Source organism: Bradyrhizobium barranii subsp. barranii, assembly GCF_017565645.3.
Lineage (GTDB): Bacteria > Pseudomonadota > Alphaproteobacteria > Rhizobiales > Xanthobacteraceae > Bradyrhizobium > Bradyrhizobium barranii.
Genome location: NZ_CP086136.1, coordinates 3,067,567 through 3,088,281, shown reverse-complemented (window position 1 = coordinate 3,088,281; position 20,715 = coordinate 3,067,567). Strand labels below are relative to the sequence as shown.

The following is a 20,715-nucleotide window of genomic DNA, read 5'->3' as shown; positions in this document are numbered from 1 at the left end:
CAGTTTGGGCTTTGCTTGAACTAGAACATGTCTCCGCGCAAAGCGCTCGATGGAGTCGAGCGGGTTCGCTCAAACGGCGCAATTGCCTTTCCCTCGAAGGTTTCGATCGACTAGGAATTGTTTTCAGACTCGAAGACGGCGTTCGATCATACTGGCCAGCCCGGTCAACGCGTAGCAGATCACAAAGAATATACTCAGCACGCCCAGATAGATCTCGATGGCGTGTGAGTCTCCGGTTCCGACATACGCTAGTCTTTCTATCATTTGACGCGCCGATCCCAAGAGATCCGACACGCCGACAACGGACGTCAGTGCACTCGCCTGGACGAGAACGGTGAGCTGCCCGACGTAGGGCGGCAACGCACGCCGAAATGCTTGTGGCAAAATGACGAACACAAGCGCTTCCGTTGCGCTCAAGCCAAGCGCTCGGGCGCCCTGCTCTTGGCGATGTGGAATTGAATCCAAGGCGCCTCGAAAGACCTCACCGATGTTCGCCCCGCCCCAGAGCCCCAATCCGATTATTGCGGCCGTGAGTGGGCCCGTGCGGAGACCAATTTGCGGAAGGGCAAAGAACACGAAGAGGAGTATCATAAGCGACGGCACGCCGCGGAACAACTCAACGTAAAGCCGTCCGACAAAGCGCGCGAACGTGAGCGTGCTTTGCGACAGCGCCGCGATCAGGAGACCAAGCATTGTCGCCAAAATGACGGTGAGCAGCGAGATCCACAAAGTAACCAAAAGGCCCTTACCAAGGTAAAGGGTGACAGGCCAAACCCAGTTGTTCATTTAACTACTCCCAGCCCCGGAATCGCGAGCCTGCGCTCGAACGTACGAGACAAAGCGCTTAGGATGCTGCACACCAGCAGGTACATGAGACAAGCGATGCCGAAGGTCTCAAACACTTTAAACGTATCTGACACGATCCGGTTGGCGACATAGGTCAATTCCTGATAGCCGACGACGATCATGAAGGAGGACGACCTGAACTGCGTGATCGCCGTGGTTGTTGTTCCGGTGATCGCGACGCGCAACGCGATCGGGAGTGTGATGTCAAGAAAGGTCTGGAACGCCGGCAAGCCGAGAGCGCGAGCTGCCGTCACTTCGCCTTTCGGCACAGCTTCGAATGCGGCCCTGAAGACCTCCGTTTGATAAGCACCGCCCCACAATGCGAGCGCTAGCCAGGAAGTCTCGAACGGCGTCAGACGGATGCCTATGTCGGGTAGCGCGTAGAACAGAAGGAATATCTGTACGAGGAGCGGCGTGCAGCGGAATGCATTTACGAATCCAACGATTGCAATGTTGGTGATGGGAATCCGTGCATAGCGTATTGCCCCGAGCACGAGCCCGATCCCAATTCCGAGCGCGATGCCGATCGCGCTGATGAGGAGGCTGTTGCCGAGGCCCGCCAGCAGCTCAGTTACCTCTTTCATGAGATCGTTCTGCACGATCCGCACCTCCGCCCAAGCCGAATTGGGACGCTATCGCGCTGCCGGGACCCTCAAGATTTGCACTCCATGGGATCGACGCCGGCATAGTCGAGCTTGACCTTCGGTCCCGGGACGACATTGCGATACTTCGCGACCATCGTCGGATCCCTGACTTCTTCGGCGAAGGCTTTGTAGAAGGCATCTTCTTCGCGCATCTTGGCGATCACTGCGTTGATCCAGGCAAGCATGGCCGCATTGCCCTTCTTGACGCCAATACCCTGGATCGCAGGTGAAGCGAGTTCGCCAACGACTTTGAATTTTTTGTTGTTCTGCACGAAGTTGTAGTCGTAGACGTCGATATAGGCGAAGGCGTCAGCACGCCCCTGGATCAGCATCGTGGAGGAATCGGCCGGGCTTTGGGCCGTGATCAGGTTCGCCTTCGGATGACACTTCTGTAACCAGGTCTGGTAGGTGCTCCCTGTCGGCGTCACGACCGTGCGACCGGCGAGGTCGGCGTAGTTGTTGATGGGAGAATCCTTCTTCACAACAAGCTGGAGATTGCTCAACCAGATCGGATCCGAGAAGTCGATTTGCTCGGCGCGCGCCGGAGTTCTGGCAAGCGAGGCGAGCACGAGGTCGACCTTGCTGGACTGCAAGAACGGGATACGGTTGCTGTCGTTCATACATTGGGTCTGGAGACCGGCTTCGGTGCCGAAGGCAAACTCGGCGATGCGCTTGACGAGCCCATACTCAAAGCCGGCAGGCTTTCCATCGAGCCCGACATAGCCGGCGGGCGGATACTGGCAATTGATGCCGATCGTCAGCACCTTTGGCGTGGCGAGGTCCGTGGGCAGCGGCACGTCCACCTTCGACTGCGCGATGGCCGGCAACGCCACTATCGAAAATGACAGGGCCGCGATCGCGGCTAGGCATTTCAGCATGTTCATAATCTCCGCTTTCCTGTTGATCTTGGTATGGCGAAATAAGTAGGTCAGACGTCAGTGTGCGACAGGAACTGGCGCGTGCGGTCGTGGCTTGGTCGATCGAGGACGTCGGCCGGATGCCCTTTCTCAACGACCACACCGTCGGCCATAAATACGAGTGTGTCGCCGACCTCTCGCGCGAAACTCATTTCGTGCGTCACGACGAGCATAGTCATGCCGGAGCGCGCGAGATCCTTCATGACGTTCAAGACCTCGCGTACGAGCTGAGGATCGAGCGCCGATGTGACCTCATCGAACAACATCACGTGAGGACGCATCATTAGGGCTCGGGCAATCGCGACACGCTGCTGCTGGCCTCCCGAAAGCTGGTCGGGATAACTGCTCTCCTTGTCTGCCAAACCGACCTTCGCGAGCAACTCTCGGGCGCGAGCTTCCGATTCCGCAGTCGGCTCCTTCAAAACGCGACGCGGAACCAAGGTGAGATTCTTCAAAACGGTGAGATGCGGAAACAGGTTGTAGTGCTGGAACACCATTCCCACGCGCTGGCGGACCTTATTCACGTCCTGCTTGCCGGAGAGCAAGTCCTGGCCTTCCAGCACGATCTCACCGCCGACGACCGGCTGAAGCATGTTAACCGTTCGCAGGAGCGAGCTCTTGCCGCTGCCGCTCGGGCCAATGATGACGACGACCTCGCCTTGACGAACCGAGAGATCGACGCCCTTCAGAACCTCGTTTGATCCGTACGAAACGCGTATGCCACGCAGATCGAGGAAGGGTGCAATCGGTTCGGTTGACACTGGGCGCCTCTCTGTTTTCAGCGCAACGCTGGTCGAACGACCGCGGAGATCAAGTCGGTCATCGCGACATGCGTCTGGAGAGGAATCCCATCGACGTCAGCATCGACGACGTTGCCGACCGAGTTGATCAAGCCGATGTCGACACCGCGACGCAGCAGGTGTTCTTCCATTTTTGGCGCATGGAGGAGGTCGGGCCTCTTCAGACGGGCCGCAAGCGCCCCCAGGATGGCGTAGCAACCCCAGTTCGAGCAGGCTGCGGTGACTAGCACATCGGTGCCAGTCACCGCTCCGATGCCGGCACCGCCTTCCGGCCGCGCGTCGCCGAACTTCACATGGCGCCGCACGGCGTCGGCGACGACCCCCATGCCTATCTCATTGCCCCCGTCGCCCACGCAGACGCTAGGAATCCCACGGGCGAGCGCCTCGTCGAACAAGTAGTCAATCCGGGCCCGCCCCATGCCGTAGTCGATGCCGCGCATCGAGCAATAGATGCCGTCGGCGTTACGGCCGACCCGCTCCGTTGAGAAGACCAAGGCAGGCTTGAATTCATCGAGCAAGGCGGCGGAGGCGGCCTTCGCCTCGGTGTCCGTCACGGGAAAGGAGCGCGTGCTGGCGACCGCGAGGCTTCCGTCGCCGCTCGCAATCCGCGCCTGCTCGTAGGGGAGCACCGACAGGCCGGCGCTGGTAAGGATCTTGGCGGTGCCGTCGAGCAGGGTCTCCTCCGCGACAACGACACAGGTCGCTCGCTTGGATAGGGCAAGCGCTCGCACGACCGCGGCGGCGCCGGCAGGCCCGTCGTTCTCGCCGATAGTGGGCGAAATCCAGGCCCGCGAGACGGAGCCCGTCGTCACCACGACCGTCGCCCCCACCGGGATAGCGGCGAGCGCCTCGGCGGCCGCGCCGCACAGGGCACCGCCTTGCCGCGCGCGAGCCGCCTCGTAAAGATGCTCGACGCCTCGGCCCCCGAGATCGAGATTGACCAGTCGGTCGAGCCGGTCATCCATGCCCGCAAAGGTAGTGTTGGCGTTGCTCATGCCTGCTCTCCGAGAACGAGCTGTGAGATTGCGGAGACATCGCCGATCCGCGAGGCGAGATGATCGAGTGCAGTATCGACGGCGGCGACGACGGCATCCTGGCCGCCAACTCGCCCGATCGCGTCGAGTGTCGGCTTCAGGCGCAGCGACACACGAGCCCCAGGCTGTCCGTGGGTGTTGACCGTGAGGATTCCATCGTCGCGCAGGAGGACCATGCCGAGCGCAGAGGAGACCTCGCACGGAACGAGCCCGAGGTCTTCGGCGGAACGGCGGGCGCGCCGCAGGACAACGGCGAGCACATCTTGCTCGTCGACCATTGGTCCGAGATCGCTGACAACCACGAGGTCGCGACCGAGCTTCTCGGCGAGTGCGACGGCGAGCGCCTGTCCGGAGCGAGCTTCCTCCCGCAGGTCGTCAGGCCGAAAAGCCTGGAGAGACCGCATGGCGCCAGCGGCGATCGGTGCGCGTGCCTCCATCCCAAATTCAGCGCCCTTCGCTGACGCCGCCGTGACAAGATTGGGGCGGCCGGCAAGGACGCCTGCGCGCGGTCCGGCGAGACCCGCCTTGTCGCAATTGGTAATCGCGAGATCGGCGCCGAGGGCGAGGCCCGGCTTACCGCCATGGAGCACAGGACGCAGACGGGCGCCATAAGCGTCGTCCACGAACGCAATGGCGCCGACCGCGTGAGTGGCTTTGACGACAGCCGAGGTCACGGTGTCGTCCAGAAGCTCGAGGGCGCTCGTTACGGTGGTGACGACGACGAGGTTGGGTTTCGCCTTGGTCAGAGCTGCCTGCCAGTCGCGATCGCCCCCGATTTCGACGAGTTCCACCCGAGCGATGGAACAGCCTCGGATCACCGAAGCGTGCGATCGCCCACCCGGAGGGACGATCGAAATCACGGGGCTGCCGCCGGCATGAGCGACGATGGTAGCAATGATTCCCGCGCTGGTGCGCTTGAATACAGCGACGCCATCCCCGTCCTCACCACCAAGGTGATTGATCGCGACTTCTCGGAGGTCTTCGGCGAAGAGGCCCGGGCCAACCCATTCCTCGCAAAGTGTCGCGAGATCTTCCGCCTTGAGCGGAAAGTCTCGCTGATTTCCTGTGAACACGCCGATGGAATGCGGGCCGAGCCTGCGGACACGATTGGCCGCTACGACCTGCCCCTGACGAAGGCGACGCGCTTCGTCGACACTGGATCGGATGATGGTACCACGCGCAAAGCCGACAATGGGATCGATGGGATTACCGAAGCGATCTGTGGGCTTCGGGGATTGCGTTTTCGACTCCGAGGCGACGGCTGTCATCATCTTCTCCTAGAACCAGTGTGACTTGGCGATGCGGACAACCAGGGAGCCAAGGTGACCGGCGACGCGCGATGAAATGGGCGTTCTTGTCAGAAGCGTTCGGCGAAAGCGTCTTGCCGCGCGAATATGCCAGACGAGGCATTCTCGATGCTTCAAGCCCGGTACAAGACCGACGAAGTCGGGCCCAACAGCGGGGTCGTAGCTCGGCGTCATTGGGTCACCTCGCGAGATCGCTGACGCGACGACGAATCCGGACCAAGCTCGCTTGACGAACTTGCAACGATGCTTTGGAGCAGACTGACAAAACCCCGATGACCGCTCTCAGAGACACCATCAACGAGGGGTTCGGTGCTTGCCGTCGCGCCATCACGAGCGCCGGCCTTAACGCAGGCTCTGATCAGCTCCCCTTCGAGAGTTTCGTCGTGTAGCAGGTCAGGACTGCCGAGCCCGACAGCAAGTCCGGCGCAAACGGCGTAAGCGCCCCAGTTCGATATTGCGGCGCTGACGATCACGTCCGTCTCGACCGCCGTGACAACGAAGCCATTTGGATGAAAAGCGGCAAGCGCCGTCCGCACCGCGCCGAAGCCGACCTCGTTACCGCCGTCGCCAATTCCTATCGTCAACCGCTTCGCCGCGTGTCCGGCCTCTGCGAGCAAATGGAGGTGCGCCATCGTGCCGGCAGGGCGACGGTCGCCGCGGACGCCGTGGAAAAAACCATCCGGGTTGGGGCCATCGAGCTCGACGAAGACGATTGCCGATGGCTGGTGTCGTGCCAGCAGCGCCTCGACGGCCTTGGGCCCATACTTGGAATGAGGCGGGATAGTCTCCACCTTGATCGGCCTTGCCGTGAAGGATCCAACGAGCGCGGCGCAAGCTTCCACTGGCTTAGAATGAGCCTCTTCCGAGACGATCGTGACCTGGGCGCCAAGACCGAGGGCCATAGCCCGTGCAAGGACAGCGGCGCCTGGCGGTCCGTCGGTCTCGCCCTGCGGGAGTTTAGGCGGAACGCCGGCGCCCGTCGCCACGATGACGTGGTCGCCGTAGGCGACGCGCGACATCAGGGCTCTGGCTGCCAGCGTAGACAACGGCTCGCCGTGATGACGACGGCAGATCTCGTACATCGGAACGACGAGACCCGGTGGAAGCCCGCCCGCGAGAGGACGGGATTCAATCGTCATCAGGCGATCGAACCGCTCGCCCGCCGTGGCCAGAAGAGGGTCCGGACCCGTGGAGTCTTCGGTTAAGAGCATAACGATGGAGACCTCTTGGGCTGTCTCTCGGCTCACACCGTGACGGTCACGCTCTTGCGATAGGTGTAGCTCTCGAGGGCCCCTTCGATAGAATATTCGGCGCCGATGCCGCTCTGTTTGGCACCGCCGTAGGACATGCCTGGGATCTGACCGCCGGCACGGTTGATCTGGAGCCAGCCTGCATCGATTCGCTCCGCTGCGCGCAGGGCAGTGGTGATGTCGTTCGTGAAGATGTAGGCAGCGAGACCGTAATGGGTGTCGTTCGCCCAGCCGATCATCTCGTCTTCGTTCGTCCAGGGGATCGCAACCAGGACAGGCCCGAAGACCTCCTCGCGCACAACACGCCAGCTATTGTCGACACCCGTCAGCACGACGGGGCCCGGCATGAAGCCGTCGGTGTCGTTAGCGGGAGCTGGGACCTGGCCGATCTCCACCTTCGCGCCACGATCGACGGCCTCGCGGATAAAAGCGCAAACCTCTCCGTAGCGCTCGGCGTTGATGATCGCGCCGATGTCGGAGGCCTCGTCGAGCGCGTCGCCGACTTTCATGGCCTTCAGCTTCTCGACAACCTTTGCAACCACCGGCTCGAACACGTCCCGGTGGATGAAGAGCCGCGAGCCCGCCGTGCAGGACTGCCCTTGGCGCGCGAAGCGCATGGCATTGATGACGTTTGTCGCGCAGGTATCGAGTTGCTCCGGCGTCGCCGCATCTGGATAGACGACGCAGGGGCTCTTGCCGCCGAGCTCAAGGGTGACCTTCGCAATGCGGTCGGCGGCGGCATGCGCCACGAGCTTTCCCACCTCGACCGAGCCTGTGAACGAGATCTTCGACACGTCGGGATGGTTCGAAAGCGGCGCACCGGCCTCGATGCCCGTTCCGGTGACGACATTGAAGACGCCGGCTGGGAACATGTCGGCTGCAAGTTCCGCGACCTTGATGACCGCTAGCGGCGCGTCCTCGGCAGGCTTCAGAACCAGCGTGTTACCGGTGCCGAGCGCCATGCCGATCTTCACGGCTGCGAGTACGAGGGGCGAATTCCAGGGGATGATCGCGCCGACGACACCAAGCGGCTCTCGCGTAGTGTAGCTGAATATCCCCGGGCCGAGCGGCAACGTCTCGCCCTTCTGCTCGGATACCACGCCGCCGTAGTAGCGCAGGACCTCGGCAGTGCTCGCGACCTCAGGTCGGCTTTGCGTGCGCAGCGCGTTACCCGTTTCGGCCGCGAGGATGTTGGCGATCTCTTCGGCATGCGCCGACACACGATTGCCGAGTTCAGTCAATAGCGCACCGCGGGCTCGTGCCGCCATGCGGCGCCAGTTCGGAAAGGCCGCCTTGGCCGCCGCGACTGCGGCATCGACGTCTTGCTTGTCCGCAGCCCCGACCATGGCGATGGTGTCGCGTCGGCAGGGATTCTCGACTGCCATCGTGCGGCCCGAGACCGGCTTGATCCACTTTCCTCCGATGAAGTTGCCAAGCAGCCCGGAGCGCGGCAACGTCAGTTCGGAATCGTAGCTGGTGGTGGCGCGTTGCGCTCTCATTTGTTCGTTCCTGTTCTTCGAAATCATGCTGCGGGGTGACGGAGATTGACCTTGAGCAGTCGCTCGTAGACCTCCGAGACGCTAGTGGAATCCTTTCCGCCCAGACCATCCGCGCGGGCCGTATTGTAGATCTGGCGAACGAGCTGCCCGAGATACATCGGTGAAGCCGTGAAGTCGTCGAGTGCGAGCGAGATGTCCTTGTGCATCAGGTCGAGCGCGAAGAAGGCTGGCCGCTCCTGCGTAAAGAGCGTCTTGCCGAGCCAATCCAGCATCTTGCTGCCGGCGAGACCTCCGCCGAGAACCTCGAGCAACACGTCGAGCTTCGCGCCGGACTTCACGCTAGCTGCCAGCACCTCGCCGAGTGCTACCGTGTTGATCGCGGTCAACAGGTTGTGGCTCAACTTCATAAGTTGTCCGGAACCGACCGGGCCGCAATGAATGATCTTGCCAGCCAGCGTCTCAAGCACAGGGCGCGTCGCATCCAGCACGGTCTGGTCGCCCCCGATCATGATCAGGAGCTTGCCATTTTCTGCGCCGGCGACGCCGCCGCTGACAGGCGCATCGAGATAGTTGATCCCAGCTTTGTCGCAGACTGCAGCGACCGCCTTGGTGGTCTCGGGGTCTACCGTACTGAAATCGACCACAGTCGCGCCCTTCTTCGCAGCGGCGAGGATCCCGTCCTCACCGGTTACGGCCGCCGTCAGGGCCACTGGAGAAGGGAGGCTCGCCAGAATAAAATCGGCTCCAGCGGCAGCGGCCTTGGGGCTTGCGGCAGCTTCCACGCCAGCCGGGGCAAGCTTGGCGACGGCCGGCGCGTTGGGATCGAAGGCCCGCACCTTATGTCCGGCTTCGGCAAGCCGACGCGCCATATGTGAACCCATGCGGCCAACACCCAAGAAGGCGATCGTCGGCATCGATAAATCCTCGCGATATTGGCCGATAGGCCGGTCAAAACTCGGCGATCGCAGCCTCATCTTCGCGATGATCGCGATCACAAGGGTGATGCCGGCGGTTTTGGGCCGGTTCGACCGGCCCCGGAAGACCAGTCCAATTGACGCGAGGCGAAAGAAATTCTTACTCTCGGGTTCTTTGGAGATATGCCAGTTTGGCCCTCAGTCTTTCACGACTACGTCTCTTTCATGAGCTTTCCGAGCTCGGCACGATCTCGGCAGTGGCACGAGCGCTCGGCCAAACACGGCCGGCCGTGTCTCAACAGTTGGCGCTGCTCGAACGCGAGGCGGGAGCGGTACTTTTCGAGCGTTCGGCAGGAGGGCTGCGCCTGACAACCAAAGGGCAGCAACTCCTAGATCGCGTCACGCCGCTGCTGCAACTGGCAGAGCGCATCGAAGCCGAACTCGACGAGAAGGACGGACCTCCTGCGGGCGAACTACGACTTGCCGCATTCGGGAGTGTCGCGACCAGCATCGTTCCAAGAGCCTTGGGCTATCTCCACAAGACACACCCCCTGATCGATGCAAGCTTCGTCGAACTCGAGCCGACCGAGGGCCTCAAGGCAACCGTCGCCAAGCAGGTCGATATCGCAATTGTCGACGATTATGCCGATGCAAGTGCGTACCGACAGGCCCTCGAATTCCACCCCCTCTATGTCGACGCCTTGAATGCGATCCTTTCGTCAGACCACCGCTTCGCGAAGGCCGACTTGACAAGCATAGAGCTCAAGGATCTCTCGAACGAGAAGTGGGCGATCAACCAAACGGCGGTCGCCTATCAGCAGAACTTGACTAACGCGTGCTTGGCTGCCGGATTCGAAATGAAGATTGGCTGCAGCGCTCGTAATATTTCTGCCACCCTTGAGATGGTACGCACCGGACAATTCGTAACAGTCCTGCCCGGTCTTGCGGTGCAGCCCCTCGACAAGGATCCCGACTTTCGCGTTCTTCCCATTGCGCCCGCCTTACACAGACACATATTCAGCGCCGTTCCCAAGGGCACATCCCGACGCCCTATCGTTGCCGCTGCATTGGCGGCCCTGGAGCGAGCGGCCCTCAATTGCCGCCTCTAAAACGTTGGCAGCGTAACTATTTCTAACGTGCTCCGTCAGGAGACGTGTTCTTTCGCCGCGGCAAGACGAGCGCTAGTCGTTGAGCAAAGGCCACACTTCTATCTTTCCAACAACCAATGGAGCATGGACATGCGAAGCTATGGACTGCGGTTCGTCACCGGTCTGGTTGCGGCATTCTGCGGGTTCGCGCTCGCGGCCGGGGCGAGCCACGCTCAGGAGAAGTCCAGGCTGGATGAAATCCTGGCGCGGGGCAAGCTGGTCGTCGGCGTGTCGAGCGAGTCACCTCCTTTCGGCTTCGTCGACGAGAAGGGGGAGCTGGTGGGCTTCGACATCGATGTTGCCCGGCTGATCGCCAAAGCGACTTTCGGTGATCCCAACAAGGTCGAGTTCATTCGCCAGAGCGCAGCCCAGCGCTGGCCCAATGCCCAGAACGGCACGATCGACTTTGGCGCGCAGACGACAACCATCTACGCCGACCGCGCGCAGCGGGTCGCGTTCACCCGCAACTATATCGATGGCGGCATCGTCCTCATCGTCCGCAAAGATGCGCCCTTCAAGACGCTCGACGATTTGAACAAGCCGAACGTCACCATCGCCAATCTGACCACGCCGACCCAGGAGGAGCGCGCCAAGCGCCTCTTCCCGCAGGCCAAGCTCCAGACCTTTGACGGCATCGCCTCGCAATTCAACTCTGTGAAGCTTGGCCGAGCCCAGGCCGCTCAGCTCGATGCTCCCGTAGCCGCATGGTATGTCAAGTCCAACCCGGACATGCGCGTGATGGAAACTCGCCTGACGGATGTCGTCAACACGGGTATCTTCATGAAGCCGGGCGACTTCCGGCTCTGGCAATACCTCGATCTCGTCGTGTCCGAGATGACCGGCGGGTATCTCTTCGCCGAGTACAGCGCGATCTACGAGAAGTGGTTCGGCGAAAAGCCGAAGAATGCGAAGTGGTATCTCAACAATAACTGATCGACTGCGCAGAGAGGGCGGGTGATGGATTGGTCACAGTTTGGCAACTTCGCCGTCCGCTACCTTCCGCAACTCTGGAACGGGATGCTCGTTACCATCGCTGTCGCGGCGCTCGCGGCGCCGACGGCTCTCGCAATCGGCGTGCTTCTCACTGTGCCGCGCGTTGCCGGCTGGCGGCTATCCAGCGCTCTTGTACGAGCCTATGTCGAGGTGATGAGGAATACACCGCTCCTCGTCCAGATGTACCTCCTCTTCTTCGGCCTGCCACTCGTGGGAATCTTCTGGGGTGAGATCACCTGCGGTGTCCTCGCCGTCGCGCTTCAGCACGCAGCCTTTTTGTCTGAGCTCTTGCGCAGCGGCATCGCGGCCGTGGGCGCCAAGCAGTGGGAGGCGGGACAGGCGATCGGCATGCGCCGCTGGGCGATTTTTCGCCAGATCGTTCTTCCACAGGCCGCTATCAAGGTCATGGCACCCGTCTCGAACCAACTGATCGTCCTTGTGAAGGACACGTCTCTCGTATCGGCGATCGGTGTGCTTGACCTGACACTGTCCGGCAAGGTCATCATCGAAAGATCAGGAGCGTCCTTTGAGGTCTTCATCCTCGTTGCGGCGCTCTATCTAATCCTGACTTCCGTCATCGGCGCCGGGTTTCGAGTCAGCGAGATGCGCTTCTCGCGGAGGCTCGGATGAGCATATCCGTCCTTATCGCAAACCTGCCCTACCTGTTGCAGGGTGCGCTGGTCACACTATGGCTCGCCTTCGTCGTCGTCATAGCCGGCACGCTTCTTGGCGCGGTCGTCGGAACGATCTCGAGCGGAGGTGGACCGATCCTTCGGTCCCTCGTCACGGCTTACGTCTTCGTGTTTCGGGGCATTCCGGTATTGGTCGTGATGTTTCTCGGCTTCTACACTTTCCCGGCATTTGGAATCCGTCTCAGCGCCTACGCCGCAGTCATGATATCGATGGTCTTCTATGTCGGCGCCTTCGTCACCGAGGCAGTGCGCGGCGCCATCGCAGCCGTGCCGACCGGCCAGATCGCAGCAGCTAAGAGCCTTGGCATGCGGCCGCTGACGATGCTCCGTGAGGTCGTCCTCCCTCAGGCAGCCCGTCTCTCGATTGCGCCGATCCTCAACATCTCGCTTATGGCGATCAAGCAGACCTCTTACGCCTCGGTCGTCGGAGCCTGGGAACTCTCCTTTGCGGCTCGCGAGGTCGTGGAGAGAACACTCGCGGCTTTCCAAATCTTCCTGGGTGTCATGCTGATCTACTTTTTGATCTGCTACCCCATTTCGCTGCTCGCGAACTATTGCGAGCGGAAACTCTCCTTCGATCACTGAGGGTGCCCATGACCATCTCCGCCGGATCGCCCATTATCGTATCAGTGAATGGCCTCGTGAAATCCTTCGGGGCGCATCGTGTCCTGAACGGGGTTTCTTTCGATGTCCGGCGTGGTGAAGTCGTTGTCGTTCTGGGCCCGAGCGGATCAGGCAAGTCCACGATGCTGCGCTGCGTCAACTTCCTTGAGACATTCGAGGACGGCACAATCACGGTCAATGGGGCACCGGTCGGCTATCAGAGCGACAGCGCAGGCCGTCGCCGCATGCTCGATGAGAAGGTAGTTGCGAAGAACCGTGAGCATGTCGGAATGGTCTTTCAAAGCTTCAATCTGTTCCCGCATCGGACCGTCCTTCAGAACGTCATGATGGGGCCCGTGTCGGTCCAGCACCGAGACAGGACTGAGGCGAGGAAGCACGCGCTGGAGTTGCTAGAGAAGGTCGGCTTGACCGACAAGGCCGACCAATATCCCGCCCGCCTCTCCGGCGGCCAGCAGCAGCGCGTGGCAATCGCCCGCGCGCTCGCGATGCGACCCGCTGTCATGCTCTTTGACGAAGCGACGTCGGCCCTCGACCCCGAGCTCGTCGGCGAAGTGCTCCGCGTCATGCGGGAACTGGCCAACGAGGGCATGACGATGATCGTCGTCACGCATGAGATGGGCTTCGCCCGGGAGGTTGCCGATCGCGTTATTTTCATGGACGGCGGCGTGATCATGGAGCACGGCGCGCCGCACGACATCATGGCCAATCCTCAAACTGAGAGGTTTCGGTCGTTTCTCGGAATGGATCGATCCGTCAACGAAGTTCAAGACACCTAGCGACCATTCTTTACGGGAGCCACTGGCGCTGGTGCGGAGGACGGAGAGATGAGGAATCACCGAGCCAGTTTCACGCCAGAAACACCCCAACCAGAGCGCAACGAACGCAATCGAATTTCAAACAAGACCGCCCTGCCCCTGATCCCACCGCGTATAGCGAACCGGTTGCGGATACGAGTCTCGTGCGCCGACAAATAGTGCCAAGGTGGCCGTGAAGCGGGGTAGACGAGCGGCCTGCGGACTGCCAAGGACCCTCTTTATCGCCGCCATCGCTTCCCACCGGAAGTGATCAGCTATGCCGTTTGGTTGTATTTCCGGTTTCCCTTAAGCTTGCGCATGGTCGAGGAAATGCTGGCGGCGCGTGGCATTGGCGTGACCTATGAAACCGTGCGCCAGTGGGGACGGAAATTCGGCAAGCCGTTCTCCGATCGGATCCGCCAGCGCGCACCCGCTCGCGGTGACAAATGGCATCTGGACGAAGTCGTTATCTCGATCGCGGGCGAACAACATTGGCTCTGGCGCGCTGTCGACCAGAATGGCTTCGTTCTCGACGTCTTGATCCAGCGCCGAAGAGACTTGCGCGCTGCCCAGCGGCTCATGAAAAAGCTCTTGAAATCCGCCGGCACGCCGCCGCGCGTGATAATCACGGACAAGCTCCGTTCGTACGGCGCTGCGAGGGCGAAGATGGGCTTTCACGTCGAACATCGCCAGCACAAAGCTCTCAACAATCGGGCCGAGAACTCTCATCAGCCGACGCGGCGACGCGAGCGGATCATGAAGCGTTTCAAATCGTCCCGTCAGGCTCAACAGTTTCTGTCAGTTCACGATCAGGTCGCGAACCTTTTCCACATCCCCTATCCCGGAGCTGTCACCGCCGACTTCCGTCGTGCTTCGCGCGAGCGAGCCTTTGCGACTTGGCGCGACATCTCCACGACAAGCGCTATCGCCGAATCTCGAACCTTTGAGAATCGCCTCCTTCGGCTCGGCGGTCGATTAAGTTGACGATGCCGCGCGGAGGGCTTCTCTTGACATAAGTATTTTCGAAACGATACGTTTAATAACTATAAAAAGCCTGCTACGGGCCTATTGGGAGGAAAAGGATGGACGGCGAAATCAGCTCGCGACGCGAGCTTTGGCGGGGCCGGAATCTGATTGTGGGTTGCCTGCTCGGCATGATGATGAGCGTCTCATCGATCTATTTCTATACTTCGGGCCTGTTCTTGAAGCCGCTTGCCGCCGAGTACGGCTGGACGCGCGGGATGGCGTCTCTCGGTCCACTGATCGGAATACTGACCATCGGTGTGGCTAGTCCCTTTGCGGGGCGGTTGGTGGACAGGTTCGGTGCATTTCGAATGGCGCTCTTGTCGGGAGGCGCGTTAGCGCTTTCGTTCCTTTTATTGGGTCTGGTAACCGGCGGGCTCGTCAGCTTCCTTCTTCTCACGTTCGTTCTGGCTGTTCTTGGTAGCGCGACGACTCCCGTCTCTTACGGCCGCATGATCGTCGGCAATTTTCCGCGACGCTTGGGGCTTGTCTACGGGATCGTGTATTGCGGGCCTGGCCTCGCTGCTCTGACGTTTCCATCGCTGGTCAGGCGGTTACTCGACGCTTACGGATGGAGGGGAGCCTATATCGGGCTGGCTATACTGACTTTCGGCATGATTCCGATCATCGCGCTGCTGTTGAAGAGCCAGGCTGGGCACGAAAGATCCAAGCCCGGCGCGGCACGGCAGAACTGGGGTCTGTACGCCGATCGACGCTTTCTGCTGCTCGCCATCATCTTCCTGCTGGCATCGACGGGAATCTTCGGCACGATCGTCCATTTCGTCCCGATGCTGACTGACCGCGGTACTCCGGCTGCAGCCGCTGCGGGACTAGCGGGTTTGATAGGCTTTGCTGTTATCGCGGGGCGACTGATTACAGGATTCCTGCTGGATATCATCGAAACCAACCTGCTTGCGGCCGCGATTTTTCTGTTGTCTGCCTGCGGTGTGCTCATGTTGGCGTCGGGCAACTCGGAGCTGATCTTGCCGGGAACGCTGGCCATGGGTTTCACCATTGGCTCGGAGTTTGATCTCGCTCTTTTCCTGGTCGGAAGACGCTTCCCGCCAGCTCACTTCAGCACGCTGTTTGGCGGCATTTTTCTCGCGGTGTCGGTCGGTGGCGGCGGTGGGCCGATCCTGGCCGGGATGCTCTATGATCGGGCCGGCAACTACCTGCCATGGTTTGTTGTCGCCGCTACCTGCCTGCTGGTCTCGTCCATTCTTTGCCTGATTGGTCGATCTTCGGTCTTCCGCGACAGTTCGATCGCGCCGAGCGTGGCATGACTCGATAGCGATTTGGAATCAGCAATGAACCTGGATCAAAAGCTTCTGCGTCAATACCAGTCGGGGGAGGGGTTGCCGGTTGCTGTCAAATCGAGCTCCCTTGCCGAATCATTGAAAATCAACCTCGAAAAAATCGACCTCGCGGGGCCACGCATCGAGCTGTCCTTTATTGTCGGTCAGCAATTTTTGCAGGCCGAGGACGTCGTTCACGGGGGCGCGGTCGCGATGATGCTCGACTTCGCCATGGCCTATGCGGCGCTGTTGGCAATTGCTGATGGACTTTCCGTTGCAACGATCAACATGAACGTCTCGTATCTCAGGTCGGCTAAGCCGGGCCAATACAGAGCAGTCGCCGAAGTCGAACGCTGCGGAAAGGCCGTCGTGTTCACGCGTGCACAGCTTCTGGATCGCGAAAGCAAGGCAGTGGCCACCTCTGTGTCCTCGCTGGCCGTCGTGGCGGCGCGCCGCAAGTCGGGCATCGAGCCATTTGCTGGCGCCGAGACCGCGTGAGATTGTGAAGTCCAGCGAGAGTTATGCTTTTGATTTCTGTCGCGACGTCTTGGACTTGACATCCGTGGAAAACATAGAGTCGACGCTCCCGCAAAGGAGCTCGATGAACTCTGCATCCAGCGGCTGGCCGAAGATCAAGCGCCGGTAGATCGGCGAGTACAGCATCTCGACAGCCCAGGCTGCATCGATGCCGCGCCTGAATAGTCCCTCCTGCTGTCCACGCTCAAAGGTTTCCTGAACGAGACGCCGACGGTTCTTCGCGAACCGTTCATTGAACTCTGCCAAAAGCGCATCGTTGTCGTGGCCTTCGCACAGGATTTGAACGACCAGCTTCCCGGCGCGGCCGCTGAAATATTGCGCGAGGGAGGTGAGGTGCCGCTTGATAGCGGTCCGCGGGTCGACCGCCGTTGGCATCGGAGTATTGCTGAAATGGGACTCCATGAACGCGTCGATGACCAGCGCGCCCTTGCTGTCCCACCAGCGATAGATCGTGGCTTTTGAAACCCTGGCGTCGCGCGCCACTGTTTCGATCGCGAGATCGGCGACCGAGACCGTTTGCAGAAGGCCCATTGTGGCCGACAAAATCGACCGCTTGGAGGCGAGATCGCGCGGTCTTCCGATCGGCCTTGAATCCGATGGTTCGGTATCTTGAGAACTCATCGGTCCGCCTGCAGTAGCGCGTTTGGTTGATGCCATAGCCAGTGTCGAGCAATTCAATGGATATCGAGCCAGTGCGTTTCCGTAGCACGGCGTCACGTCCTTCGACAAACGAGTTCCATTAAGGCCGGTCGGAAAGACGGCAGCGGCCCGCTTGACTCTCCGCAGCAGAAACGATACGAAACGTATCGTATAATAAATAAGGAGGACGACGTGAAGCTCGGACGAATTTCAGTCGGAACGCCGTTCGGATCGGTCGCGCGCCTCGTCGCGGTGGATACCGCGAAGAGCAGGGTCATCGACCTCGCGACCGCGGAGATCCTGCGACGGCAAGCGAAGGGGGCCACGCAGGAGGGCGCCCAGCGGTTGGCGTCGGCGATCTTCCCAGGGAGCATGTCGGCTGCGATCGGTCTTGGCGACATTTTCCTGGAGGCTGCTCATGAGGCCGTACAGGCGCGCGCCGATGATGCCTCTACCGCAATCTCAAGCGTGAACTGGCTGAGCGCGATCGATCCGCCGGTCATCCGGGATGGCCTCACCTTCGTCAAGCACATCAAGCAATTCCACGAGCGCATTGGGGCCGAGCCGACCGAGGCGCTGCTTGAGATTCCGGGCTACTTCAAGGGTACCCCGTTCACCGCCGTCGGGCACGATGCCGAAGTGCCCAAGCCGTTCTATACCGATTATTTCGACTACGAATTGGAGCTTGGCTACATCGTCGGACGCGTCTGCCACAACCTGACGCCCGACGAGGCGCAGCGGGCGATCTTCGGCGTGACGATCTTCAACGATTTCAGCGCGCGCGACATCCAGAAGCTCGAGATGAAGATCGGCATGGGCCCCGGAAAGGGCAAGGATTGTGCCTTCGGTATCGGTCCGTGGATCGTAACGATGGATGAGATCGGCCGTCTCGATGATCTTGAGATGGCGGTTCGCATCAACGGCAAGGAATGCTCGCGCGGAGATAGTGCCGAGACTATTTGGACGCCGGGTGAGTCGCTGGCTTACATGTCGATCTCGGAATACGTGCAGCCGGGAGACCTGTTTGCTTCGGGCACCGTCGGCAACGGATCCGGCCTGGAGATCGGCCGGAAACTTGAAGCCGGTGACGTCCTTGAACTCGAGGTCTCTCGGATCGGTACGCTCCGCACCAAGATCGGCCCTCCGGAAGAAAAGCGCTGGTGGCCCGAGAGGCGCCAGAAGTTCTGGTGATCCGCTTGGGACAGCCTAGTCAGGGCAGGAGCGCCCGAACCCAACCCGCTCAGATCCAATCGAGAATTACATCATCATGGCAAAACCCGTTCGCCGTATCGTGACCGGCCATCGCGCCGATGGCCGGTCAGTCATTGTCTCGGATGGTGCAGCACCCAACGTGCATGTTGTGCCGGGGACACCGGGGTTGGCAGGAACCGTAATCTGGGTTGCCGACAAAACTCCCGCGGACATCGTGCAGCAGGAGGAACCCGCTCCAGGGGATCGCAAGCTCGCCATCGAGCCTCCAGCCGGAGGGAACGTTCTGCGTATCGCCGAATTCCCGCCGGACAGCCTCTACTCTCGCGACGAGCTCGAGAAGTTCAGGGCGGGGATCGGCAGCCCCGAAGCCTTCGACACCAAGGCGCGGCACTTCTTCTTCCACAAGACGCATACGCTCGACTACGCGATCGTGCTGGAAGGAGAGATCTGGGCCTTGCTCGACGAGGGCGAGACGCTGATGCGGCCCGGCGATGTATTGATCCAGCGCGGCACCAACCATGCGTGGTCCAATCGTTCCGACCGGATCTCCAGGGTCGCGTTCGTGCTGATCGATGCCGAGCACCAATAGAAAGCTGGGAGCCGCGCAATTCGATGTCCAATCCGACCATCATTACCTGTGCCCTGACCGGTGCGGGGGACACCGTCGGCAGGAGTCCGGCGGTCCCCGTCACGCCAAAGCAGATCGCCGATCAAGCCATTGACGCGGCGAATGCTGGAGCTGCGGTCGTCCACATTCATGTGCGCGACCCCGCGACGGGCGCACCGTCGGTCGAATTCGAACTTTACGCGGAGGTCGTGGAGCGCATCAGGGGGGCATCGACGGACGTCATCATCAACCTGACCAGCGGACCCGGCTCCCTATATGCCCCAGATGGTTTGCGGCTGCAGCCAGCCCCCGGAGTCAATCCACCCATGACGCCGCAGCAGCGGCTCGACCATATCCTCAAGCTCAAGCCGGAAATCTGCAGCCTCGACGTGGCGACGTTGAACTTCGGACGAATAGCAATGGTCAACCTTGTGAGCGATCTCGAGTTCATGGGGCGAACGATATCCGACGCCGGCATCAAGCCGGAGATTGAGGTCTTCGATCTCGGCCACATACGATTGGCCAAACATCTGCTGGAAATTGGGGTGCTGAAAGCACCCACCTTCTTCCAGTTCTGTCTCGGCGTATCCTGGGGCGCGCCGGCCCAAGCCGATGTGCTGCAGCTGATGCGCAGCATGCTGCCATCCGGAGCGCTCTGGAGTGCCTTCGGCATTTCGCATGACCAGTTCAAGATCGCCGCCGCAGCGTGCGAGCTTGGCGGGCACGTGCGCGTCGGCCTCGAGGACAATCTCTACATCGCCAAAGGTAAGCTCGCCGGGAACAACGCGGAGCTTGTCGAAGAGGCGGCTCGGATTGTGATGCGGCACGGGTCGAGGCCGGCTTCGCCGAGCGAGGCGAGGAAGCTGTTGCTCGGCAGCTAACTCGCTTGCCGGCGAAAACGGTGCGAGAATGAGGGTCCAGAGCTGATCGATGGAAACCCGGAAAAGCCTCGAGCAGTTTCGTGAAGCGATCAAACCGGTTCGGGGGGCATCATCAACTTAATCGACCGCCGAGCCGAAGGAGGCCATTCTCAAAGGTTCGAGATTCGGCGATAGCGCTTGTCGTGGAGATGTCGCGCCAAGTCGCAAAGGCTCGTTCGCGCGAAGCACGACGGAAGTCAGCAGTGACGGTTCCGGGATAGGGGATGTGGAAACGGTTCGCGACCTGATCGTGAACTGACAGAAACCGTTGAGCCTGATGGGACGATTTGAAACGCTTCATGATCCGCTCGCGTCGCCGCGTCGGCTGATGAGAATTCTCGGCCCGATTGTTGAGATCTTTGTGCTGGCGATGTTCGACGTGAAAGCCCATCTTCGCCCTCGCAGCGCCGTACGAACGGAGCTTGTCCGTGATCATCACGCGCGGCGGCGTGCCGGCGGATTTCAAGAGCTTCTTCATGAGCCGCTGGGCAGCGCGCGAGTCTCTTCGGCGCTGGATCAAGACGTCGAGAACGAAGCCATTCTGGTCGACAGCAATGTTGTTCGCCCGCGATCGAGATAACGACTTCGTCCAGATGCCATTTGTCACCGCGAGCGGGTGCGCGCTGGCGGATCCGATCGGAGAACGGCTTGCCGAATTTCCGTACCCACTGGCGCACGGTTTCATAGGTCACGCCAATGCCACGCGCCGCCAGCATTTCCTCGACCATGCGCAAGCTTAAGGGAAACCGGAAATACAACCAAACGGCATAGCTGATCACTTCCGGTGGGAAGCGATGGCGGCGATAAAGAGGGTCCCGGGCGATCGGCATGCCGCTCGTCTATCCCCTTGGCCGCTCCAATTCGTTAACTTGACGGTACCTCTCGTCGAACACGTTGACCGTGAGATTCCATCCATCCTTCAGGTAGGAGAAGGCCAGGTTGGGTTGAAAGGTCCACCACGGATCCCCCACATTGGAGAGCCCCGCAGGTCCCTGCAAAGTGCCGGTGGGTATATACATG

Annotated in this window: 22 protein-coding genes and 2 pseudogenes; 12 read left to right on the top strand and 12 right to left on the bottom strand. The window is 60.8% G+C overall.

The genetic code is table 11. The features are described 5' to 3' along the window. Positions 1-123: 123 nt before the first annotated feature. Genes J4G43_RS14900 through J4G43_RS14875 form a run of 6 tightly spaced genes read right to left on the bottom strand, consistent with a single transcriptional unit; the run spans position 124 to position 5,032 of the window. Positions 124-786 (bottom strand): amino acid ABC transporter permease, encoded by a 663-nt coding sequence (locus tag J4G43_RS14900; protein ID WP_028181947.1) that lies wholly within the window; start codon positions 784-786, stop codon positions 124-126. Next, positions 783-1,445: an amino acid ABC transporter permease gene (locus J4G43_RS14895; protein ID WP_224517328.1), complete on the bottom strand. Its 663-nt coding sequence runs from the start codon at positions 1,443-1,445 to the stop codon at positions 783-785. The genes J4G43_RS14900 and J4G43_RS14895 overlap by 4 nt, the downstream gene beginning before the upstream one ends. Before the next feature lie 53 nt (positions 1,446-1,498). Next, entirely contained in the window at positions 1,499-2,368 is an 870-nt protein-coding gene (locus J4G43_RS14890; protein ID WP_208085237.1) for a transporter substrate-binding domain-containing protein, read from the bottom strand. A 50-nt stretch (positions 2,369-2,418) separates the two neighbouring features. Further along, on the bottom strand, positions 2,419-3,168 hold the full coding sequence (locus J4G43_RS14885; protein ID WP_224517330.1) for an amino acid ABC transporter ATP-binding protein: 750 nt from the start codon (positions 3,166-3,168) through the stop codon (positions 2,419-2,421). 17 nt (positions 3,169-3,185) lie between these two features. Further along, the gene (locus tag J4G43_RS14880; protein ID WP_208085236.1) at positions 3,186-4,202 is read right to left on the bottom strand and encodes a glutamate cyclase domain-containing protein; all 1,017 of its coding nucleotides are present in this window, start codon (positions 4,200-4,202) and stop codon (positions 3,186-3,188) included. After that, positions 4,199-5,032, bottom strand: coding sequence for a hypothetical protein (locus J4G43_RS14875; RefSeq protein WP_225004907.1), 834 nt, complete (start codon positions 5,030-5,032; stop codon positions 4,199-4,201). The genes J4G43_RS14880 and J4G43_RS14875 overlap by 4 nt, the downstream gene beginning before the upstream one ends. Positions 5,033-5,116: 84 nt before the next feature. Between J4G43_RS14875 and J4G43_RS14870 the strand changes: the two genes are divergently transcribed. After that, a complete protein-coding gene (locus J4G43_RS14870) occupies positions 5,117-5,533 on the top strand; it encodes a hypothetical protein (RefSeq protein ID WP_225004905.1) in 417 nt (138 codons plus the stop codon). Between the two features lie 185 nt (positions 5,534-5,718). Here J4G43_RS14870 and J4G43_RS14865 read toward each other — a convergent pair whose 3' ends face one another. The 3 genes from J4G43_RS14865 to J4G43_RS14855 form a co-directional block, all read right to left on the bottom strand. Continuing rightward, positions 5,719-6,567: a glutamate cyclase domain-containing protein gene (locus J4G43_RS14865; RefSeq protein ID WP_249814836.1), complete on the bottom strand. Its 849-nt coding sequence runs from the start codon at positions 6,565-6,567 to the stop codon at positions 5,719-5,721. 224 nt (positions 6,568-6,791) lie between these two features. Continuing rightward, complete coding sequence (locus J4G43_RS14860; RefSeq protein ID WP_225004902.1) at positions 6,792-8,297, bottom strand: aldehyde dehydrogenase family protein; 1,506 nt, start codon at positions 8,295-8,297, stop codon at positions 6,792-6,794. A 23-nt stretch (positions 8,298-8,320) separates the two neighbouring features. Next, a complete protein-coding gene (locus J4G43_RS14855) occupies positions 8,321-9,211 on the bottom strand; it encodes an NAD(P)-dependent oxidoreductase (protein ID WP_249814780.1) in 891 nt (296 codons plus the stop codon). A gap of 191 nt (positions 9,212-9,402) precedes the next feature. On the opposite strand from J4G43_RS14855, the gene J4G43_RS14850 reads away from it, so the two are divergent. The 8 genes and pseudogenes from J4G43_RS14850 (at position 9,403) to J4G43_RS14815 (ending at position 16,278) form a co-directional block, all read left to right on the top strand. Continuing rightward, positions 9,403-10,320: a LysR family transcriptional regulator gene (locus tag J4G43_RS14850; RefSeq protein WP_208085231.1), complete on the top strand. Its 918-nt coding sequence runs from the start codon at positions 9,403-9,405 to the stop codon at positions 10,318-10,320. A 129-nt stretch (positions 10,321-10,449) separates the two neighbouring features. Next, positions 10,450-11,292: a transporter substrate-binding domain-containing protein gene (locus tag J4G43_RS14845; protein ID WP_225004900.1), complete on the top strand. Its 843-nt coding sequence runs from the start codon at positions 10,450-10,452 to the stop codon at positions 11,290-11,292. A 24-nt stretch (positions 11,293-11,316) separates the two neighbouring features. Further along, positions 11,317-11,982, top strand: a complete 666-nt coding sequence (locus J4G43_RS14840; RefSeq protein WP_208085229.1) for an amino acid ABC transporter permease — start codon at positions 11,317-11,319, stop codon at positions 11,980-11,982. After that, on the top strand, positions 11,979-12,629 hold the full coding sequence (locus J4G43_RS14835; protein WP_018273724.1) for an amino acid ABC transporter permease: 651 nt from the start codon (positions 11,979-11,981) through the stop codon (positions 12,627-12,629). Before J4G43_RS14840 ends, J4G43_RS14835 begins: the two co-directional genes overlap by 4 nt. Before the next feature lie 8 nt (positions 12,630-12,637). Next, on the top strand, positions 12,638-13,444 hold the full coding sequence (locus J4G43_RS14830) for an amino acid ABC transporter ATP-binding protein (protein ID WP_018273725.1): 807 nt from the start codon (positions 12,638-12,640) through the stop codon (positions 13,442-13,444). A gap of 234 nt (positions 13,445-13,678) precedes the next feature. Beyond that, positions 13,679-14,441, top strand: a pseudogene (locus J4G43_RS14825) (IS6 family transposase). A gap of 103 nt (positions 14,442-14,544) precedes the next feature. Continuing rightward, positions 14,545-15,768: an MFS transporter gene (locus tag J4G43_RS14820; protein WP_208085228.1), complete on the top strand. Its 1,224-nt coding sequence runs from the start codon at positions 14,545-14,547 to the stop codon at positions 15,766-15,768. 24 nt (positions 15,769-15,792) lie between these two features. Further along, positions 15,793-16,278 carry a PaaI family thioesterase gene (locus J4G43_RS14815; protein ID WP_208085227.1) on the top strand — a complete coding sequence of 162 codons (486 nt, stop codon included), beginning with the start codon at positions 15,793-15,795 and terminating at the stop codon, positions 16,276-16,278. Positions 16,279-16,299: 21 nt separating this feature from the next. Here the strand turns inward: J4G43_RS14815 and J4G43_RS14810 are convergent, their stop codons facing one another. Continuing rightward, positions 16,300-16,974: a TetR/AcrR family transcriptional regulator gene (locus tag J4G43_RS14810; protein ID WP_228411352.1), complete on the bottom strand. Its 675-nt coding sequence runs from the start codon at positions 16,972-16,974 to the stop codon at positions 16,300-16,302. Positions 16,975-17,148: 174 nt separating this feature from the next. On the opposite strand from J4G43_RS14810, the gene J4G43_RS14805 reads away from it, so the two are divergent. The 3 genes from J4G43_RS14805 to J4G43_RS14795 all read left to right on the top strand — a co-directional run bounded on the left by J4G43_RS14805 (position 17,149) and on the right by J4G43_RS14795 (position 19,656). After that, the gene (locus J4G43_RS14805) at positions 17,149-18,147 is read left to right on the top strand and encodes a fumarylacetoacetate hydrolase family protein (RefSeq protein WP_018273755.1); all 999 of its coding nucleotides are present in this window, start codon (positions 17,149-17,151) and stop codon (positions 18,145-18,147) included. Positions 18,148-18,223: 76 nt separating this feature from the next. Further along, positions 18,224-18,757 (top strand): cupin domain-containing protein, encoded by a 534-nt coding sequence (locus J4G43_RS14800; protein ID WP_028182026.1) that lies wholly within the window; start codon positions 18,224-18,226, stop codon positions 18,755-18,757. Positions 18,758-18,780: 23 nt separating this feature from the next. Beyond that, on the top strand, positions 18,781-19,656 hold the full coding sequence (locus tag J4G43_RS14795) for a beta-keto acid cleavage family enzyme (protein ID WP_018273757.1): 876 nt from the start codon (positions 18,781-18,783) through the stop codon (positions 19,654-19,656). Between the two features lie 117 nt (positions 19,657-19,773). Here J4G43_RS14795 and J4G43_RS14790 read toward each other — a convergent pair. Both J4G43_RS14790 and J4G43_RS55935 read right to left on the bottom strand, forming a co-directional pair. Further along, positions 19,774-20,525, bottom strand: a pseudogene (locus J4G43_RS14790) (IS6 family transposase). Positions 20,526-20,534: 9 nt separating this feature from the next. Beyond that, positions 20,535-20,714 (bottom strand): transporter, encoded by a 180-nt coding sequence (locus J4G43_RS55935; RefSeq protein ID WP_080650462.1) that lies wholly within the window; start codon positions 20,712-20,714, stop codon positions 20,535-20,537. Position 20,715: the final 1 nt, after the last annotated feature.

Bases quoted from the DNA above. Each gene is read 5' to 3' on its own strand.
- J4G43_RS14855 (WP_249814780.1), bottom strand. From the start codon at position 9,211: ATGCCGACGATCGCCTTCTTGGGTGTTGGCCGCATGGGTTCACATATG.
- J4G43_RS14840 (WP_208085229.1), top strand. From the start codon at position 11,317: ATGGATTGGTCACAGTTTGGCAACTTCGCCGTCCGCTACCTTCCGCAA.
- J4G43_RS14795 (WP_018273757.1), top strand. From the start codon at position 18,781: ATGTCCAATCCGACCATCATTACCTGTGCCCTGACCGGTGCGGGGGAC.
- J4G43_RS14815 (WP_208085227.1), top strand. From the start codon at position 15,793: ATGAACCTGGATCAAAAGCTTCTGCGTCAATACCAGTCGGGGGAGGGG.
- J4G43_RS14860 (WP_225004902.1), bottom strand. From the start codon at position 8,297: ATGAGAGCGCAACGCGCCACCACCAGCTACGATTCCGAACTGACGTTG.
- J4G43_RS14830 (WP_018273725.1), top strand. From the start codon at position 12,638: ATGACCATCTCCGCCGGATCGCCCATTATCGTATCAGTGAATGGCCTC.
- J4G43_RS55935 (WP_080650462.1), bottom strand. From the start codon at position 20,714: ATGTATATACCCACCGGCACTTTGCAGGGACCTGCGGGGCTCTCCAAT.
- J4G43_RS14865 (WP_249814836.1), bottom strand. From the start codon at position 6,567: ATGTCGCGCGTCGCCTACGGCGACCACGTCATCGTGGCGACGGGCGCC.
- J4G43_RS14870 (WP_225004905.1), top strand. From the start codon at position 5,117: ATGAGCGACGATGGTAGCAATGATTCCCGCGCTGGTGCGCTTGAATAC.
- J4G43_RS14800 (WP_028182026.1), top strand. From the start codon at position 18,224: ATGGCAAAACCCGTTCGCCGTATCGTGACCGGCCATCGCGCCGATGGC.
- J4G43_RS14845 (WP_225004900.1), top strand. From the start codon at position 10,450: ATGCGAAGCTATGGACTGCGGTTCGTCACCGGTCTGGTTGCGGCATTC.
- J4G43_RS14835 (WP_018273724.1), top strand. From the start codon at position 11,979: ATGAGCATATCCGTCCTTATCGCAAACCTGCCCTACCTGTTGCAGGGT.
- J4G43_RS14810 (WP_228411352.1), bottom strand. From the start codon at position 16,974: ATGGCATCAACCAAACGCGCTACTGCAGGCGGACCGATGAGTTCTCAA.
- J4G43_RS14820 (WP_208085228.1), top strand. From the start codon at position 14,545: ATGGACGGCGAAATCAGCTCGCGACGCGAGCTTTGGCGGGGCCGGAAT.
- J4G43_RS14880 (WP_208085236.1), bottom strand. From the start codon at position 4,202: ATGAGCAACGCCAACACTACCTTTGCGGGCATGGATGACCGGCTCGAC.
- J4G43_RS14890 (WP_208085237.1), bottom strand. From the start codon at position 2,368: ATGCTGAAATGCCTAGCCGCGATCGCGGCCCTGTCATTTTCGATAGTG.
- J4G43_RS14900 (WP_028181947.1), bottom strand. From the start codon at position 786: ATGAACAACTGGGTTTGGCCTGTCACCCTTTACCTTGGTAAGGGCCTT.